Raw genomic sequence first — 17,778 nt, forward strand, 5'->3', positions numbered from 1 at the left:
AGGCATGAAAATTCTGGTTACAGGTTCATCCGGTCGGTTAGGTTCAGCCACCGTAAAACATTTAAAGGCGTTTGGCCACCATGTTACAGGTATCGATCTGATGCCAGCAGCTACTACAGATGACATTATCGACATAAAAAATAAAAACGAGACCGAAAATCTTTGCGGCGGTTTTGATGCCATTATCCATACTGCAGCTGTACATGGCAAGCACTATGAGCTTAATTACCCAAGGGAGGCTTTCATACAAACAAACATTATAGGTACGCTTAATTTACTTAATGCCTGTGTTAAACATGGCGTAAATAAGTTTTTGTATACCAGCACAACATCCATTTATGGCAGCGCTTTAATTGACCATGAAAAGGCAGTTTGGGTAGATGAAAACCTGCCCGAAAAACCACGTGATATTTATGATATTACCAAGCAAACAACAGAGCAGCTTTGCAAAGATTTTTTTTATAAAGAAGGACTGCAAACATCAGTATACCGCGTTGGGCGGTTTTTGCCCGAGACGGATAATCTTAAAATAAACCACCGGATTTATAGAGGCCTGGATGAGCGTGATGGCGCCGAGGCTTTACGATTGGCATTGGGTATAACATTTGCCGATTTTGAAATCTTCAATATATCCAGCGGGTCGCCATTTGGTAAAGATGATCTTGGGCAGCTAAAACACAACCCCGAAAGAGTTATCCTTAAATATTTCCCCGAAGCCAAAGATATCTATCGCCGTAAAAACTGGGTATTCCCCGGGAGTATTGATCGTGTTTATGTTTGCGATAAAGCAAAACAGGTTTTGGGTTATCGGCCCCAATTTGATTTCGAATACTTATTGCATCAATAAAGATAGTATCACTGGGGTGTAAGCTTTAATAATCGGACTGCCCGCATTAGCTAAAAATTGAAAAAATCGTAAGTTTGCCTTCATGAAACAAAAATTGTTTGTTTACAATACTTTATCCCGCAAAAAAGAAGAATTTAAGGCCCTTAATGCCCCGCATGTGGGCATGTACGTGTGTGGCCCAACTGTTTACAGTGATGTACATTTGGGAAACTGCCGTACCTATATATCTTTCGATCTGATGTTTCGTTACCTTAACCATTTGGGGTACAAGGTACGCTATGTACGTAACGTAACCGATGCCGGCCACCTGGAAGGCGATGCGGGCGACGAAGGCGAAGATAAAATATCGAAAAAAGCAAAACTGGCCCAATTGGAGCCCATGGAAATTGTGCAAAAGTACACCGTAGGTTTTCATGACGTAATGCAGATACTGAACACGCTGCCGCCAAGTATTGAACCAACGGCTACCGGTCATATTATTGAACAGATAGAAATGGTAAAGGTTATTCTTGAAAAAGGATATGCTTACGAGGTAGATGGATCGGTTTATTTTGATGTTGAAAAATATAACAAAACCAAAGATTATGGCGTATTAAGCGGCCGCAACCTGGAAGATTTACTGAACAATACCCGCACACTGGGCGGCCAGCAGGAAAAACACGGCAAGCTTGATTTTGCCTTGTGGATAAAAGCTAAGCAAGAGCACCTGATGAAATGGCCATCGCCATGGGGTGTCGGTTTCCCGGGCTGGCACCTGGAATGCTCGGCCATGAGCCAGAAATATTTGGGCGACCAGTTTGATATCCATGGCGGCGGGCTCGACCTTGTGCCAACTCACCATACCAACGAGATAGCCCAGCATGTGGCCTGCTGCGGTAAAAACCCCGCCAATTATTGGGTGCATACCAATATGCTTACCGTGAACGGCCAAAAAATGTCGAAATCATTAGGGAACAGCTTTTTGCCCCATGAGCTTTTCAGCGGCGAAAACTCTATCCTTAACAAAGGCTACAGCCCTATGACGGTGCGTTTTTTTATGCTGCAGGCACACTACAGGAGTACGCTTGATTTTGGCAATGATGCCATGGAGGCCTCCGAAAAAGGCTTTAAACGCCTTATGAACGCCTATGCCCTGCTGGATGGTCTAAAGGCATCAGGCAGCACCGAAATTGAAATAGAGCCCCTGTTGGAGCGTTGTTACGCCGCGATGAATGATGATTTTAATAGCCCGGTATTGATTGCCGAGCTTTTTGAGGCATCGCGCATCATCAATTCGGTACATGACGGCAAAATGAAGATTAATGAGGCTAACCTCGCTTTGCTAAAAAACCTCATGAAAACATTTGTACAGGATGTTTTAGGGCTGAAAGACGAGCAGGCGGATAACGACGATTTGCCTAAAATACTCAACCTGATAGTTGAACTCCGCAACGAAGCTAAAGCTAATAAAGATTACGCCACCAGCGATAAAATCCGTGAAGGCCTGTCAAAAGTTGGGTTTCAGTTGAAGGATAGCAAAGAAGGTACGCTCTGGAGCAAAAGTTAAAATAGAGTCAAGAGATAAGAATTAAGACTTTTTTCGTTATACAAGCATAACGAGCTAAACCATAGATAGCAATACAGTTTTCCTCTCTTGACTCTTGATTCTTATCTTTTGACTCTTCTTCCCTACAAAGAGTTATAGTACGTAAACAATTTGGCCAGGTCACGGTCGCTTTTAAAATCAATTTTGTTGGTTTTGATAAAGGCTTGTACAATGTCTGTTTTATCGGGCAGGGCTGTTACGATTGTTTTTGGAGCGGGTTTAAGTCGGGCTATTTTATTATCGACCAATAGATAGTAAACGGCATCGCGCATGGCAAATGTTTTGGTGGTTGTTGCCGAGTTGAAAGCCTGATCTGAATGGATTACTTTTTTATAACGTTTTAACAGTTTTACTTTTCCGTCGGCAATTACCTGGTAAAACGAAGCTTCGGATTGTTCATCAATGGCCGGGTAGCCGTTGTTGAATATGAGCGGAGTAAGAGAACTTTCACCTATTGTGTTAATATCAAACCGGAAACTTTTAACCGGGGTAACAAAAGCCAGTGCCATGGAATCCCTTTGGCTTTGAAATATCAACTCATCGCTTACCACATCATATTTCAATTTTGCTGTTATAGTTTTGCCGCTTGAAAGGCTTACTGTGCCTGGTAACCAACGCTCAGCCAGGTATGGGCTACCCTCAACATCCGTATAGCTTTGTTCCATTACCGGCTTGCCCTGGTTATCGTTCAATATTTGGTTTTGCGCCCTGGACATCGTCCCACAGCTTACCAAACCAGCTACTATTAAATTAAAGAAAGGGATTTTCATAATAACGTAAATTTATATATCAAAAGCACAACAAGGTTTTAAAACGAAACATTATGCATATTATTGGGTTAATTGTTTTTGCACTTGTGTAATAGCCTTGTGTTTCAACGCTTGTTAACTGATACAATAATCAATATGACCCGGAACAAATTTTATATCTATAAATCCTCAACAGTCACAATTAAATATAACGGTTTTCGTTTCACATTAAATAGTTAAACCGGGAGTAGCATAAAACTATTCATATTTAAAGCGATTTGTAATTGCATAACCTACTTAAAATTTATTACTAAATTGCCCTCCCCAATATTCCATTAAAACATGAAAAAAATATTATTAGCCGCCACACTTATGAGTTATAGCGTTTTTGCCATAGCTCAGTCAGCCCCGGTTAAAGTAAGTAAAGTTGTAAATGCCGAAGAAGCATTTGATAAATTAGTTGAACGTAAAGGGATAAAAGATGGCTTTTTGGCTGTTGCCGCTCCCGATGGCATTGTGTTTAAACCAGATGCTGTTAAAATAGTTGATTTTTATAACAATATTGATAAACAGGCGGGCAAATTAAGCTGGCAGCCAAAATTCGCGCGGATATCGGCCAATGGCGACCTTGCTTTTACGGCCGGGCCTTATGTTTACCAAAATGGTAAAACTGAGGACGATAAGGTTTTTGGCGACTATGTATCTATCTGGCGTGCTGATGTTGACGATAACAATAAACTGAAGCTGCTGATTGATTTGGGCATTCAGCATCCTGAGCCCGAAGGAGAAGTGGTTACTGATTTTAAAGAACCGGATGCTACCACAAAATCGGCCCCAAGTAAGGACCCTTTTACGGCCAAAAGCGTTATTATAAACACCGATAAAATATTTAACCACTCGCTTACCATATCAACTATGGCCAGTTATAAGGAATTTTTAAGCTCCGAGGGCCGTTATTACTTCCCCGGCTTTCAGCCAATGACAGGCCCGGATGTGATCATGAAGTTTATCAATAATGAAGCTATTAGCATTACAGCCGAAACTACCGATGCTGGCCGGGCTGTGAGTAATGACCTTGCTTATAGTTATGGTAAAGCCCGTATAACCAAGGGCAATGTAGTTGGTAATTATAACTACGTGCGTATTTGGGAGATAGATCAAAACAAAAAGTGGAATATTTTGCTCGAAGTTTTCTCGGCTATTGAAAACGAATAAGCGGTAAAATTTTCGAAACAAAAACAGCGATGGGAAATACTCATCGCTGTTTTTGTTTTGACCGGTTTTAGTTCAAGCACTTATCAGCCGTTTTTTAGCTTTTTACCGCAACGGCCAATTTGTATTTTTATGTGGTCCTCTTCTTTTTTTGTAGCTATTACTTTAGTTAAGGCAGTTTGATAATATCCCAAAGCTTTTTTATAATTCTTCAGTTTAAAAGTATAATCGCCGGCTATTACGTAAGCAAAATAGTATTGTGGATTGGTGGCAACAAGGCTATCAGTATTGATGGTTTCGCCATCAAGCACGCGCTGGCGCATTCTGCGGAAATTCACAAAATCTTTGTATTGCGGGGTAGACAGGAAGGTATCTGCAGGTACACTAAGGTTTTGCTCGTTTACTTCCTGGTCCTGCTTCATACCGCGAAGGCCGAAAACTTTTTTCAGGTCATAACACACATATTCGCCAAGTTGCCATGGCGAGGTGCTCACCCATACCAATAGCTTTTTAGGCTCAAATACGATACTGTGGTGCGACATCAGCTGGTTAATGGCCTTCTCGTTGCCCATGCCAATGTTTTGGCCGTGCATGCCCTTCTGATCGCGCAGGATGGCAATGGTCTTTTGTATGGTGTTTTTGCCGTTGGCATTCAGCAATTCCATCAAACGGTTATAGCGGTATGGCGAAGCACTTTCGGCCATCTGAAGTTTGTTTTCTTTAGATTGGCTCAAGCCTTTGCTTTGAAAATGGTTGGCGCAAACAATGTAGTCCTGGTGCGGATCATACATATCCAGCGTGTCTGGTGTTTTTTCAATTACTACGGCTTTGTTATCTGCGGCAGATGCTACCAGGAAGGCTTCGGACACGAACATTTTGCGTTTTTTGGCAATGGCGTAAGCTTCTTGTGTATTTTTGGCATATTGCAAAATTTCGTGGGCTACTAACGATACCGGTGTTGCAGCTCCGGTTGGGATATTGGTTTTATCGGCATTAATGGTTACACTTATGCCTTTCTCATTCATACCACTTACCGCACCAATAAAGCCACCCCAGGTAACCGTCATGAATTTATAGCCATCCGAGGGGGCGAAGAACGCTACTATTTTATCCTGCGCAAATTTATCGCCCACATAAAAATCAAAATTACGGCCGATGATCATGGTGCTGTCTTCGCTCTTTACGCCCCAGGTGCCAAAGGAGGTACAACCTACCAAAGCCATACTTTGCAGGGCGTGGCCAATATCGTGCGCGGCGTGGTAGTTTAAAATACGCTGATAATTGGAGCCGATATATTGATACTTATCCGACGCTGATTTAGAGATACCGTAAATCTCTTCCTTATATTCTTCGGTAACGTTTTTATCCAGGTTACGGTTAAACCAGGCGATGAAGTATTTTAAAAAGTGGCGGTAAAAGTTGGATGGTACTATACGGCTTATCTGCTCCACAAAGTGGTCTTCCTGCGCTACCACCAGTTCCTGGCTTAGTTTGCCGTTAATAACGCCCCGCTCAAATGGTTTACCTTCTATATACATCTCGAACAGGCCGCTTTTACTTTTGCGGAACCAGCTGTTATTTATGGTGTAAAACCCCTTGGATGGCTGCTCCCGTTTGAGGTTAAGGCTGCTTTGGTCTTTAGGCTCGGGCGGGTAATCAATGGCTACAATGTACAGGTACACCATGCCAATAATGATAAGCCCAACAAAGCCCAAGAATGCATATAACATCCTTTTACCAAACTTTTTCCAGCTAAATTTTTTGTGATTTTTCAGTTTTAAATTATTTAAGGTTTATATAAATGTTTGATATATTATTAATGCAAGGACAAAGCTACTCTTAGAATATTCAACCTGCAATCTTTTGGCCAGGCTTTTCATTGCCGTTTTTTTTTGAATATTTATTAAGGCCTGCCCCGGTAGGGGCAATTCATTTGTAGCAATTTAGCATCATTTATTTGTGCCCTGTAAGGGCGCTTCATTAGTCGTCTGACAATTCGTGAAAAATATATCTTTCGTCGTATTCTATGGCGTAATCTTCTAATATTTCCAGGTATTCTTCCCTGAATGTTTTTTTTAAATGATGATGTTTTTGATTCAGTATATATTTTACTACTCCATCAATTTGTGACCGACTGTTACTAAATGCACCGTAGCCATCCTGCCAATGAAACTTTCTTTTGGTAAAGCCCTCATTATTAATAAATACCGAACTGCCGGTTTTTACAAGTCGCAACATATCTGAAATGGATTGATCTGGACTCAAGCCGACAAAAAAGGGTAAATGATCTGGCATGGTGTTTATTGCCAATAATTTATGTTTATTGTTTTGCAAAATGCCTGTAATATACATTTGTAGCCTGTCTTCCCATTCGGCCTGTATCATTGCCTGCCGATATTTTACAGCGAACACACAGTGAATGTACAATTGAGTGTAGGTATTTGGCATAGAATTTAAAGTCAGGCATAAATGTAATGAAGCGCCCCCAAAGGGGCACAAATAATTTTTCACTTTTTTCTACAAATGATTTACCCCAAATGGGGTAAGGAAGAATAAGGAGCAGTTTTAAAATTCAGGAAACAACTAACGTTTTACATCTGCCGCATGTAGTAAAGTTATTTATTCAATATGCATCAGCAATAATTTCATCGCCTTTACGCATTCCGTATTTTTCCTATAATGGCATCGTCGCCAAGTAATGTGGTGCAGGTAACAATAGCGCTCATAGCCGTGCCTAAAATACCGTGCAGGTTAAGATTTTGCCCGGTAAAGTACAGGTTTGGTATCTTGGTCCGCGGCGATATAAATGTTTTTAGTGTATGCTTATAATCTTTTACAATACCGTAAAGCGAACCATCGCCGTTACCAATATAATCGCGATAGCTAAGCGGCGTGGCCGAGTAATATGATTTAACATGGCTCCTGAAACCAGGAAACTTTTCCTCCACCATATCCAGTAGTTTCTCGCTTTTTCTGATCTTGAATTCTTCATACGTTTCGCCTCGTTCATTAACGTTTGATACGGTGTTAAATGTATCCTTCCAGGGCTTCATCTCCTCAAAACGCATATAAGTCAGGATTGATGCACCATCGGCATAATTTGGCGATTTGGAAGATGGCGCCATAAAATAGGCAAAACCCAGCGGCCAATTTTCTTCGGTATATTCGGCAATATCCCAAACATGGCCTTCCTTACCCACATAATAGTTGGTGTTAAAGTAGGGGAAGCTGTCTTTTTTGAAAACTACGTTGAGCGTAAAAGACGACACGGAATTTTCAAGCCCTTTCAACCGGTTACGATAAGCCAGTTTGATAATGTCACTATCGGTCATCTCCAGGGTTTGCACCGGGTGAATGTTGCTTATAAACTGTTTGCCATAAATTTTACCACCACCGGTTATCTCCACGTGCGATACCTTGCCATCTACTACTACAATGCGTTTCACCTCGCAATTACGTTTAATGACGCCACCACGTGCACGGATATTTTTAGCAATGTATTTGGCTATCTGCGAGCCACCGTCAATGCACTTATAGGAGCTTTCAATATAGCTGTTCAGGATGAGGGCGTGAACATAAAACGGGGTTTTATCGGCCTGCCCGGCATAAAGAGCGTTATTGCCTGCAAGCACCGCCTGTAAACGGGGATTATCGGTTACAGATTCAATAAAACCTTTGGTATCAATTTCAAGGACGGCAGATTTCTCATTAAAATCGTCACCACTATTAAGGTTGTACAACGAAAACTTGCTGCAAACTTCTTTGATCTTATCGCAGTAAGCGTTTAGCGCTGCTTCCTCACCGGGGAAATGTTTTAGGATGTGACTGATGAAATTATCGTAGCCCTGGGCGTATTCATACTCAATATCTTCACCGTGGATGCCTATCTTATCAAAAACAACATCCTGCTTTTGAAGCTTCAGCTTATCAATAATGTCGATGTATTTGAATATCTGGTACAGGTTTTGACCCTCATCCAACCCGCCAAGGTAGTGCACGCCCGAATCGAAGATCACTTTATCGCGCACATAGGTTTGCAACGAGCCGCCAATCTGCTGGTTTTTTTCGATGACGCAAACTTTAAAACCTTCTCTCCCTAATAAATCGGCGCTCACCAATCCCCCCATACCGCTGCCGATAATTACAGCATCAAAAATCTCCATTTATCTAATCCCTGTTTTATGTTCAATTACAAAAATAATATTTGATGTGAACTTTGTCTCATCTATTATTTTGCAGCTCATGTTGTTCGCTGCCGCAATATCCTCCACCAGTTGTGCCGATAAAAATGAGAGCCCCCGGCTGGCTTTGTTAAACTTGATGAACCTGGTCGAAAAAAACTCTGTTAGCTCCGTACCCCGGTGTTTTTCCTTCAAATCTTTATTGCCATCGCGGATGATCAGTTTGCCGCCATCGTTCAGGCTTTTCATACATCTTTCGATGATCAGCCTTTGCTCATCGCGCTGCATATAATGTAGCATGTCGGCAATAATAATGGCGTCGTATTTTTCAAATTCAAAACTTAATACGTCGGCAGGCTCAAAATTGATGTGCGCATCTTTATTAAAGTTGTTATTGGCCACTTCTATTTTATCCTCGTCATAATCAATGCCGGTAAACTCACGCTGCGGGGCGGCAAAGTGCAGCATGTAAGGCATAAAGCCATAACCACAGCCAATATCAAGCATTTTGCCTTTTAGGGGCAACAGATCATGAAACTGCTGGTAGTTTTTTTCTAAACTTACCTTTACGCGCATATACCATTCCAATACCGGCCCTTTGTACAGGTAATTGTAAATCAGTTGCTCGCGATAATAACGAGGCTGTTGTATCTCTGTACTAAGCTGCTTAAACTCCGCTTTAAAATATTTACTGATGCCTTTGGTCCGTTCGGCGTAACCGGTGCCGAAATTGGTGTCGACCGGTTTTATTCGAGGCAGATATTTCAGGGTGATCTTCCCGTTTTTCAACAGGAAATCGCCTTTGGTCATGCAGTAGCCGGTGCCATGGATCAGGATGGGTTGTATATCCATTTTCAAAGCTTCGGCCAGGTAAAAAGCCCCTTTATGAAAACGTTTAATCTCGCCATCTACCGACCGGGTACCCTCGGGAAAGATCACGATGGAATAGCCTTTTTTTACCCTGTCGGCTAATATATCTATACTTTCTTCGGTGCCCTGTGCCACCGGGAAATAATCGGCCATGCGCACAACCGCACCAAACACCGGCGAGTTCCATACCCAATTATTGGTGAATAAAATGAGCCTGGGGTTCAGCATCACCAAAATCAAAATATCTAAAAACGACTGGTGGTTGGCGATGATAACTGATGGTTTTTTAAAATCGGCCAGGTGTTTATTGATGATCTCCTTTTTTACATTGCTCATAATGTATATCATCGACCAGGAAAACCGGGCCAAAATGGCGTGGTATACCAGCTTGCCTTTTTCTTTATTAAAAGGGTTCAGCCTGAATAAAAACCCTAACGCCGATAAGATCAGGCAACCAGCAACAAAATAAGTAAACGCGAAAATGCTGAGGATAAACCCGCTTATAGTCCAGGGGAAACGCTTCTTCGCCGCCCGGTTTTTAATGAGGATATTGAACAGGAACGGGATCAGTATCTGCGACATGATAACGACGCAAACAATCCCGATGATGGAGATCGCCGCTATCGACCGCAATGCCGGGTGCTTGGCAAAAATCAAAACCCCAAGCCCGGTTATGGTAGTTATAGCCGATAAAAAGATGGACGATTTGTAGGATGACAACACCTTTTTGCCGGTTTTATACTCCTGGAGCAAGCCATCCATAATGTACAGGCTGTAATCATCGCCCAGGCCAAATATCAACGCCGATATAATGATGTTCACGATATTGAAACCGATGCCGAAGATACCCATCAATCCTAAAATCCAGGTCCAGGAAATGGCCATGGGGATAAAGGAAACCAACGCCAGTTCTATGCGGCCGTAGGTAAGTAATAGTACGATGAATACGAGCATCGACGACATGACCGCTATTTTGGTAAAATCGGCATTAATGATCTCGACCAGTTTATTCGTAAGGTATTGTTTATCAATAACGGTAACATTAGGGTCGTTTTCAAAAGCTTTATAAATGGCCGCTTTTTTATCTGGCGATGTTTGTACCAGCGTTACTACTGTGGAATGGCTTGGATATTCGTTGATGAAATTATCCAAAAAGCTTTTCCTGATCTCGGCAACGTCGTCATCATTGGTATGCGAAAAATCTTTGTTGAGCAAGGTTTTGAACTTCCCGAAAGCCGACGCGCTAAAGCCCTGTGCTTTGCCTTCACTTTCGAGCGTAGCAAGAAGCTGCTGTTTCTTTTCGGCAGTCCAGTAAGTATTCCATCGGTTAACCCGTTCTTTTTGCAGCGAATCGGAGATGATGAACGATGATACATCCGATGATTTTTTGACAATGCCTTGCGCCCTCAGTTTTTCAATTTGCCCGGCCAGCTTTTCGTTATTGATAAGCGCCCTGTCCAAAGTTTTTCCTTCAGATACCAGGTAAACTGATTGCAGCGCGTATTGGTTAATCCTGTTGAGCTTGTTTTGCGATTGCTGCAGTGCCGGCGGCATATAATTCATTTTGGCTACATCAAACTCAAAGGTTACATCGTTGGCTTTGTAAAAAAATACGCCGGTGAGCATGATGATACCAATAACAATATACTTGTTGTATTCGGGGTTAAAGGATGCCAGTTTATCAATCCACGATAACTGGGTGAAAGTGTGGCTTTCCTGCTCTTTTTTTGTCGATATAAATTGAGGCAAAAATACCAGTGAGCAAATAGACGCTCCGATCAAGCTAAAGGCAGCGAACAAACCCAGGTCTTTCAGCATTTCCGATTCTACAAACTCCAGGCATAGGAAACCGCCTATTGTTGTAAAACTGCCTACGGTAAGCGGTAAGGTAAGGTCGCGGATTACCTGCTCCACGCTTTTGGTATGGCGGTAATGGTTAAACACATGCAGCGAGTAATTGATGGCGATACCCAGCACCACTGAACCGGTACCCAATGCGATAACAGAGATGCTACCCTTTAAAAAATAAATGGCGGTTAACGAGAATAGTGAGCCAAACAGCACCGGGATAAGAATAATAATTGGCGCCCTTTTTTTGCGGAAGTACAGGCCTAAAAACAGGATCAGTACAACCACGGTAGCACCTTGTGTAAGTGCGGTATCCCTCCTTAGCTGCTGCGCGTTGCCATAATAAACCGCGGCCGAACCGAAATAAGTGGCGGTTGCAATTCTTTTGGTTTTATTGCCCAGGCTGTCAATCAGTTGATCTAAACCTTTTATCAGTACCGAGTTTTTGCCGGTATTGTTAGGCGGAAAAGCCGGCGTAATAAACATCAAGAGGTTTTTATGGTCTTTAGTAACCACATAGTTATCGTACAGCTCAAAATTGTTGTCGTACTGCAGCTGCTGTAATTTTTTTAGCCCGATAAAAGAGATGCCAACCGGATCGTTACTGATAATGCTTTTGAGCGCTATGCCTGCGGGCGATGTGAGCGTGCGGTAATCATAAGCCAGTGTTTGTTTAACTTTCTCTGGCGTTATAAGCGTATCGATAGTTTGGTAATCCTTCTCCGTTAAATAAATGGGTAAACGCTGGCTTATGGTGCCAAACAGTTTCATCACTACATCATCATCTACTTTAAAATTGGCTTTGCTTATGTAAGCTTTAAACTTCGGCTCAACGGTAGCTGCAAATTCATCGGCGTAAGCAACCAGGCTATCCGGATCGGCTGCTGCTGTGCTATCTTTTAACGATATCATGATCACCAGCTTATCCAGAAACTTGGAGTTTTGGAAAACCTCGTTCAGCTTGGCTATCTTTTTATCCTTTGGGATAACCTTGCTGATATCTTCTTCAAACTTTACCCGCGACGCAAAATACCCCATCGCCAAAAAGCATGCGGCGAATACGGTATAAAAAACAAGCTTGTGTTTGGCAAAGTAATGATATATCAGGATAAGGCCTTTTTCCATTTAAATGGGCGACTATAATGCAGCGGGTGATTTTTTTAGCAGTTTTAACAGGGCATAAGTTACCAGCCCCACTGTTAGCGAAGCTACTACAGCAAGCGTTAAACTGCCGTAAATATACTGCTCTAAATGCGCGCCGATAGATTTAAAAGAGATATCCGAACTAAAGGCGATATTGGCAACCTTGTCGCCCATCCAATATTCACCGGCTTTGTAGCTTAAAAAAAGCACTACCGGGATCATTGGCGGGATGCTGATATGTGCTGAGAACACCACCAGCGCCTTATTCAACTTAAATATAATAGACAGGAAGATGGCAACGGCCAGTTGAAAACCCCAGATGGGCACTATCCCCATAAAAATGCCAAAAGCGATGGAAAGGGCTTTGGTCTCGTCTGAATCGTTGGGATTGTACAGGGTGGCTAATATTTTTTTACGGCCTTTTTTTTTAAAAAGATTGAGGAAAAAATCGCGAGGTTTAATCCAGGCAAAGGCGATGACCACTAAAAAAGCATTTAATACGCCCACCCGCGAAAAATCTGTAAAGGGTCGGAAGTGGGATACCCTGGTTTCTTTTGGCGCATAGTAAACCGTAACCGGTACCGAATCCATATGCACGCCACGCCAAACGGCACGAACGATCACTTCTATCTCAAACTCATACTTTACGGTGTAAAACTTCATGCCCTTCAGCATATACAAGGGGTACAGTCTGAAACCCGATTGCGTATCGGGGCAATGAATACCCGTTTCTACCCAAAACCAAAAGTTGGAAAACTTTTGGCCAAAGCTGCTTTTACCCGGCACAGCTGCCTGGTCCATATTGCGGGAGCCTATGATAATGGCATCGCGCACATTTTCCAGTTTATTCAAAAAGTTGGGGATGTCTTTGGCAAAATGCTGCCCGTCGGAGTCGATGGTTAAGGCGTATTGGTAGCCTTTTTCCATCGCGTAAGCAAATGCCTGCCGTAATGCCCAGCCTTTACCTACGTTTTGGGGATAACTGATGAGCTGCACAGCAGGAAAGCTTTTTACAATGGCTTCGGTATCATCTGTCGAGCCGTCGTTAACTACGATAATGTGGTTGCTGTAGGCAGCAACATCGGTAATTACACCGGCCAGGGTAAGGTGGTTATTATACGTAGGAATGATAACACATACCTGCAACTCTTCAAACCGTTTTTTTATACCCTCAAATTCCATTAATTGCCCCTGACCTGTAATAAATTCAACACAACATTTTTATACATAACAAAATTAGCGTTAATGCTGATAAACCAATTAAATAGTTTCAAATTAATAAAACAGGAACTTTTTATTAACATATAAACCCGTTACATACGCGCTGATTAATATCCCGAAACATATATGATGCACAGCTAAAATCAACATTATGTAACTATATTTTTTTCGGCACGACGCTTGTATCATATATTATGAATATTTAACAATAAGCAAAATGAAAACCCTTTTAGCCATGATATCATTGAGCGCCCTGTTAAGCGGTTGCGAAAACGGAAGCGGGAACCCACCTGTAGATATTGAAACAACCGGCGGGTTAAACGGAGTTGAAATTGTAGAAACCAGTGATAAATATGATGTTACCGAAGGCCTGTATTATGTGCATGCCACTATAAAAACAACTGGTAAACAAACACTTAGAAATGTTTATGTATGCGCTACCTATTATAATGCCATGGGGCATGTAGTAGCCAAATCAAAAGGCGAAGCCGATTTGGTATTAAATCCGGGCGATAAAGACGTTGTTGAAACGGCCTGTTTTTTTCCAACATCATCAGATATGCCTACCCGGGTGGTGTTAACTACCGAAGAAGAGTATCCGAAGTAACTTTCCCGGCTTGGGATTTAAGGGAAACGACGGGGCATGCCGGGGCAGCGAAGCCCCGTTTTTTGTAGACAAGCATCACATGTGTCTCCCCAAAAGACATTCAATATTCTGCGGAAACACCATGATACGCTTTACTAACCAGAATGTCTTGTTGTAAATATCATTCTGTATATTAGTACCTCGTAATATAATATAGTGTCTATCAACAAACTTCTTTCCTGTTTCGATAAATACCTGCCCCTTGATGAAGAAGAAAAGGCCGACCTTGCCCAACGGGTGACCGAAAGGAAAATTAAACGCCGTCAATTCATTCTGCAGGAAAACGACATTTGCCGGCATTACACCTTTGTTGCCGAGGGCTGTTTCAAAAAATTCCAGGTTGATAAAAAGGGGACGGAGCATAACCTGCAGTTTGCTGCTGAAGGCGACTGGCTAATGGAGATTGATAGTTTTTATTTTGAAAAACCAAGCCGCGTTTATATTGAGGCTATCGAACCGGCTGTTATTTACCAGTTAAACAAGGCCAACCTGTTTTACCTTTTCACCAACAACCCCAAATTCGACAGGAATTTCAGGGTCATTGTGGAGAATCGTTTTGTTGAGCAGGAAAACCGCATCCTGCAAACCATCAGCTCAACAGCCGAAGAGCGTTACCTGTCATTCATTAAACAATATCCCCATTTATACCAGCGCCTGCCCGGCACACAAATAGCCTCGTACCTGGGCATTACCCCCGAGTTTTTGAGCAAAGTGCGTAAAAATATTGTCAAAAAATAACGGCATCCTTAAACTACATTAAGGGTATTTCTTAAACTACTTTATAGGCAATTCGCCGCATATACCGCCACTTTTGTGTAGCAAAAGCGAAGAAATTACCAGGACAGGTATTGGCATTTAAATGCGCCTCAAAACAAACAACACATGAAAGCAGCAGTAACCATACAACCCGGTATGCCCGGGGTTATACAGATACAGGATTTACCTACACCCGCAGCAAAAGAAGGCTGGGTAGTGATTAAAATAAAAGCCTTTGGCTTAAACCGGTCGGAGTTATTTACGCGGCAGGGCCACTCGCCGGGTGTTTTGTTTCCGCGCGTACAGGGTATTGAATGTGTAGGCGAGGTGGAGAATGATCCATCGGGTACTTACCAAAAAGGCCAGAAAGTAGCAGCCATAATGGGCGGCATGGGCCGCGAATTTAACGGGGGTTATGCCGAATATACCCAGGTTCCCAAAACCATTGTTTTTCCGTTTGAAAGCGATTTGCCCTGGGCGGTGCTTGGCGCCATCCCCGAAATGTTCCAAACCGTTTCGGGCTCGCTGAATGAAGCATTAGAAATTAAAGCAGGAGAAACATTGCTCATTCGTGGTGGTACATCGTCTATCGGTATGCTTGCCTGCCAGCTGGCGAAAAGCATGGGGCTGACGGTGATTTCAACTACCAGGGATGAAGCTAAAGTTATCCACCTTAAAGAAAATGGCGCCGATCATGTGATCATTGACGATGGCGATGTTTATTCAAAACTTCGGCCAATATACCCGCAAGGCGTTGATAAGGTGCTGGAACTGGTTGGTATTGCAAGCCTTAAAGACTCGCTGAATTGCATCAGGCCCAAAGGAGTAGTTTGCATGACCGGCATACTGGGCGGCAGCTGGACCATGAACGAATTTACCCCCATGGGAGATATTCCTTCACTGGGCCGCCTCACGGTTTATATGGGCGATGCCGCCAACCTGCATAAAGACCATTTGCAGAAATTTATTGATGCCGTGGCTGACGGAATAATTAAACTCAACATTGATAAAGTGTTTAAGCTTAACCAGGTTGCCGAAGCGCATTCCTACATGGAAAGCAACCAGGCAAAAGGAAAAATTGTGGTAGAAATTTAAGGCTTACCCGATTTTATATATGCAAATCCCGGCAGAAACCTGACTTATTTTTATGTCTCCCCTGTTTAAAAGCAGGTAATTATCGATATTGCGTGTAAATAAAAATCCTGGCAAATGAAAAGTTCTCCTGCGGCAACAGAAACTGCGAAAACCGGCAGCAGCAGGCTAATTTCGGTTGATGCTTACCGTGGCTTTGTGATGCTGCTGATGATGGGCGAGGCGCTATCATTTAAAGAGGTTTATAGCAAGCTGCCCGGCAGCACGTTTTGGAGTATCCTGGCCTTTAACCAGGACCATGTGGCCTGGGCGGGTTGTTCGCTGCATGATATGATCCAGCCGTCGTTTTCATTTTTAGTTGGCCTTGCTTTACCTTTTTCTATAGCCGGCCGTATGGCTAAAGGCGATAAGTTTCCGGCATTGCTAAAACATGCTTTGCTGCGGTCGGTTATACTTATTGCCCTTGGCATTTTTTTGCGTTCTATATGGTCTAAGCAAACGTATTTTACTTTCGAAGATACCCTGACCCAGATAGGCTTGGGATACACCTTCCTGTTCTTACTCGGGTTTTGCAGGCAACGGATACAAGTTATTGCACTCATTGTAATCCTTGTGGGTTATTGGGTTGCTTTTGCATCATATCCCCTGCCCGGTGCCGGGTTTGATTATGCCGCCGCAGGCGTACCCCAAAACTGGGAACATAATTTTACGGGTTTTGCCGCACACTGGAACAAAAATACCAACCTGGCCTGGGCCTTTGATCGCTGGTTTTTAAACCTGTTCCCCCGCGAAACCGTCTTTACCCACAATAATGGGGGCTATGCAACCCTCAGCTTTATACCAACCCTTGGCACCATGATTATTGGCTTGCTGGCCGGCAATCAATTGCGCAAGGGTACCGCGCCGTTTGTATTGGTGCGTCGTTTTGTGTTAACCGGGGCTGGTTTTATAGTCCTTGCGGCCTTATTACATTTTACAGGTATAGCCCCCATTGTAAAACGTATCTGGACGCCCGGCTGGGTGTTATTTAGCGGCGGATGCTGCTTTTTGCTGCTTTCCTTTTTTTACGGTGTTATTGATGCCGCCGGGCACAAAAAATGGCCGCTGCTGCTGGTGGTGATAGGCACAAACTCCATAGCGGCCTACGTGCTGGCCGATGGTTTTGGCTCCTTTATCAGGGAGAGTTTATATATTCACCTGGGCCGAAACTATGATATGATTTTTGGCGATACTTACAGTACGCTGATTAAAGGCATGCTTGTACTGGCTATACAGTGGTGCACCCTCTATTGGATGTACCGTAAAAAAATCTTTATTAAAATTTAAGCGCGCTTTTTATCTGCGGTATGCGCTAATAAACCCTTGCAAGCATTGGTCAGATGTAGTAGTAAACCCCATTTCCCCCCCGGAGAGTTTCGCGAAATTTCATAAGCTCAGCGCTGCACGTCCATCACGTTGATCCCAAACCCCTCATGGCTCCCCAATACCTATGTCGCCAACCCCGGCAACAGCTCACCACCCCTGGTACCCGCCCGGGCCCCAAGATGCCTAAGCCATCGTCAATATATCGAAAAATACCCCTGCAAACCGGAGGCATTTGTTGGGGATTAACATCTCCGGGCTTAAAA

13 protein-coding genes are annotated in these 17,778 nt (G+C 43.0%); 7 read left to right on the forward strand and 6 right to left on the reverse strand.

The features are described 5' to 3' along the window. Nucleotides 1-4: 4 nt before the first annotated feature. Complete coding sequence (locus AC1DXF_RS02240) at nucleotides 5-847, forward strand: NAD-dependent epimerase/dehydratase family protein (protein WP_477445680.1); 843 nt, start codon at nucleotides 5-7, stop codon at nucleotides 845-847. Between the two features lie 82 nt (nucleotides 848-929). Beyond that, nucleotides 930-2,393 carry a cysteine--tRNA ligase gene (gene cysS, locus AC1DXF_RS02245; protein ID WP_477445682.1) on the forward strand — a complete coding sequence of 488 codons (1,464 nt, stop codon included), beginning with the start codon at nucleotides 930-932 and terminating at the stop codon, nucleotides 2,391-2,393. A 122-nt stretch (nucleotides 2,394-2,515) separates the two neighbouring features. Here cysS and AC1DXF_RS02250 read toward each other — a convergent pair whose 3' ends face one another. Further along, a complete protein-coding gene (locus AC1DXF_RS02250) occupies nucleotides 2,516-3,202 on the reverse strand; it encodes a hypothetical protein (protein ID WP_477445684.1) in 687 nt (228 codons plus the stop codon). A gap of 321 nt (nucleotides 3,203-3,523) precedes the next feature. Between AC1DXF_RS02250 and AC1DXF_RS02255 the strand changes: the two genes are divergently transcribed. Further along, nucleotides 3,524-4,396, forward strand: a complete 873-nt coding sequence (locus AC1DXF_RS02255; protein WP_477445686.1) for a Cif family virulence factor — start codon at nucleotides 3,524-3,526, stop codon at nucleotides 4,394-4,396. A gap of 83 nt (nucleotides 4,397-4,479) precedes the next feature. Here the strand turns inward: AC1DXF_RS02255 and AC1DXF_RS02260 are convergent, their stop codons facing one another. From AC1DXF_RS02260 to AC1DXF_RS02280, 5 genes are all read right to left on the reverse strand, one after another. Beyond that, nucleotides 4,480-6,123, reverse strand: coding sequence for a C45 family autoproteolytic acyltransferase/hydolase (locus AC1DXF_RS02260; RefSeq protein ID WP_477445688.1), 1,644 nt, complete (start codon nucleotides 6,121-6,123; stop codon nucleotides 4,480-4,482). Between the two features lie 250 nt (nucleotides 6,124-6,373). After that, nucleotides 6,374-6,841 (reverse strand): IS200/IS605 family transposase, encoded by a 468-nt coding sequence (tnpA, locus tag AC1DXF_RS02265; protein WP_477445690.1) that lies wholly within the window; start codon nucleotides 6,839-6,841, stop codon nucleotides 6,374-6,376. 206 nt (nucleotides 6,842-7,047) lie between these two features. Continuing rightward, nucleotides 7,048-8,556 (reverse strand): phytoene desaturase family protein, encoded by a 1,509-nt coding sequence (locus tag AC1DXF_RS02270; RefSeq protein WP_477445692.1) that lies wholly within the window; start codon nucleotides 8,554-8,556, stop codon nucleotides 7,048-7,050. Continuing rightward, nucleotides 8,557-12,417 carry a 1-acyl-sn-glycerol-3-phosphate acyltransferase gene (locus tag AC1DXF_RS02275; protein WP_477445694.1) on the reverse strand — a complete coding sequence of 1,287 codons (3,861 nt, stop codon included), beginning with the start codon at nucleotides 12,415-12,417 and terminating at the stop codon, nucleotides 8,557-8,559. It lies immediately after the preceding gene. A 12-nt stretch (nucleotides 12,418-12,429) separates the two neighbouring features. Further along, nucleotides 12,430-13,617: a DUF2062 domain-containing protein gene (locus tag AC1DXF_RS02280; protein WP_477445696.1), complete on the reverse strand. Its 1,188-nt coding sequence runs from the start codon at nucleotides 13,615-13,617 to the stop codon at nucleotides 12,430-12,432. Between the two features lie 256 nt (nucleotides 13,618-13,873). On the opposite strand from AC1DXF_RS02280, the gene AC1DXF_RS02285 reads away from it, so the two are divergent. From AC1DXF_RS02285 to AC1DXF_RS02300, 4 genes are all read left to right on the forward strand, one after another. After that, nucleotides 13,874-14,263 (forward strand): hypothetical protein, encoded by a 390-nt coding sequence (locus AC1DXF_RS02285; RefSeq protein ID WP_477445698.1) that lies wholly within the window; start codon nucleotides 13,874-13,876, stop codon nucleotides 14,261-14,263. 195 nt (nucleotides 14,264-14,458) lie between these two features. Continuing rightward, entirely contained in the window at nucleotides 14,459-15,040 is a 582-nt protein-coding gene (locus tag AC1DXF_RS02290) for a Crp/Fnr family transcriptional regulator (protein WP_477445700.1), read from the forward strand. Between the two features lie 144 nt (nucleotides 15,041-15,184). Further along, complete coding sequence (locus tag AC1DXF_RS02295) at nucleotides 15,185-16,153, forward strand: zinc-binding alcohol dehydrogenase family protein (protein ID WP_477445702.1); 969 nt, start codon at nucleotides 15,185-15,187, stop codon at nucleotides 16,151-16,153. Between the two features lie 114 nt (nucleotides 16,154-16,267). Then, a complete protein-coding gene (locus AC1DXF_RS02300) occupies nucleotides 16,268-17,476 on the forward strand; it encodes an acyltransferase family protein (protein ID WP_477445704.1) in 1,209 nt (402 codons plus the stop codon). Nucleotides 17,477-17,778: the final 302 nt, after the last annotated feature.

Source organism: Mucilaginibacter sp. P2_A5, from assembly GCF_056404995.1.

Excerpts from the sequence above, each read along its gene's own strand:
- cysS (WP_477445682.1), top strand. The coding sequence starts at position 930 with ATGAAACAAAAATTGTTTGTTTACAATACTTTATCCCGCAAAAAAGAA.
- AC1DXF_RS02280 (WP_477445696.1), bottom strand. The coding sequence starts at position 13,617 with ATGGAATTTGAGGGTATAAAAAAACGGTTTGAAGAGTTGCAGGTATGT.
- AC1DXF_RS02270 (WP_477445692.1), bottom strand. The coding sequence starts at position 8,556 with ATGGAGATTTTTGATGCTGTAATTATCGGCAGCGGTATGGGGGGATTG.
- AC1DXF_RS02300 (WP_477445704.1), top strand. The coding sequence starts at position 16,268 with ATGAAAAGTTCTCCTGCGGCAACAGAAACTGCGAAAACCGGCAGCAGC.
- AC1DXF_RS02240 (WP_477445680.1), top strand. The coding sequence starts at position 5 with ATGAAAATTCTGGTTACAGGTTCATCCGGTCGGTTAGGTTCAGCCACC.
- AC1DXF_RS02285 (WP_477445698.1), top strand. The coding sequence starts at position 13,874 with ATGAAAACCCTTTTAGCCATGATATCATTGAGCGCCCTGTTAAGCGGT.
- AC1DXF_RS02275 (WP_477445694.1), bottom strand. The coding sequence starts at position 12,417 with ATGGAAAAAGGCCTTATCCTGATATATCATTACTTTGCCAAACACAAG.
- AC1DXF_RS02260 (WP_477445688.1), bottom strand. The coding sequence starts at position 6,123 with ATGTTATATGCATTCTTGGGCTTTGTTGGGCTTATCATTATTGGCATG.
- tnpA (WP_477445690.1), bottom strand. The coding sequence starts at position 6,841 with ATGCCAAATACCTACACTCAATTGTACATTCACTGTGTGTTCGCTGTA.
- AC1DXF_RS02250 (WP_477445684.1), bottom strand. The coding sequence starts at position 3,202 with ATGAAAATCCCTTTCTTTAATTTAATAGTAGCTGGTTTGGTAAGCTGT.
- AC1DXF_RS02255 (WP_477445686.1), top strand. The coding sequence starts at position 3,524 with ATGAAAAAAATATTATTAGCCGCCACACTTATGAGTTATAGCGTTTTT.
- AC1DXF_RS02295 (WP_477445702.1), top strand. The coding sequence starts at position 15,185 with ATGAAAGCAGCAGTAACCATACAACCCGGTATGCCCGGGGTTATACAG.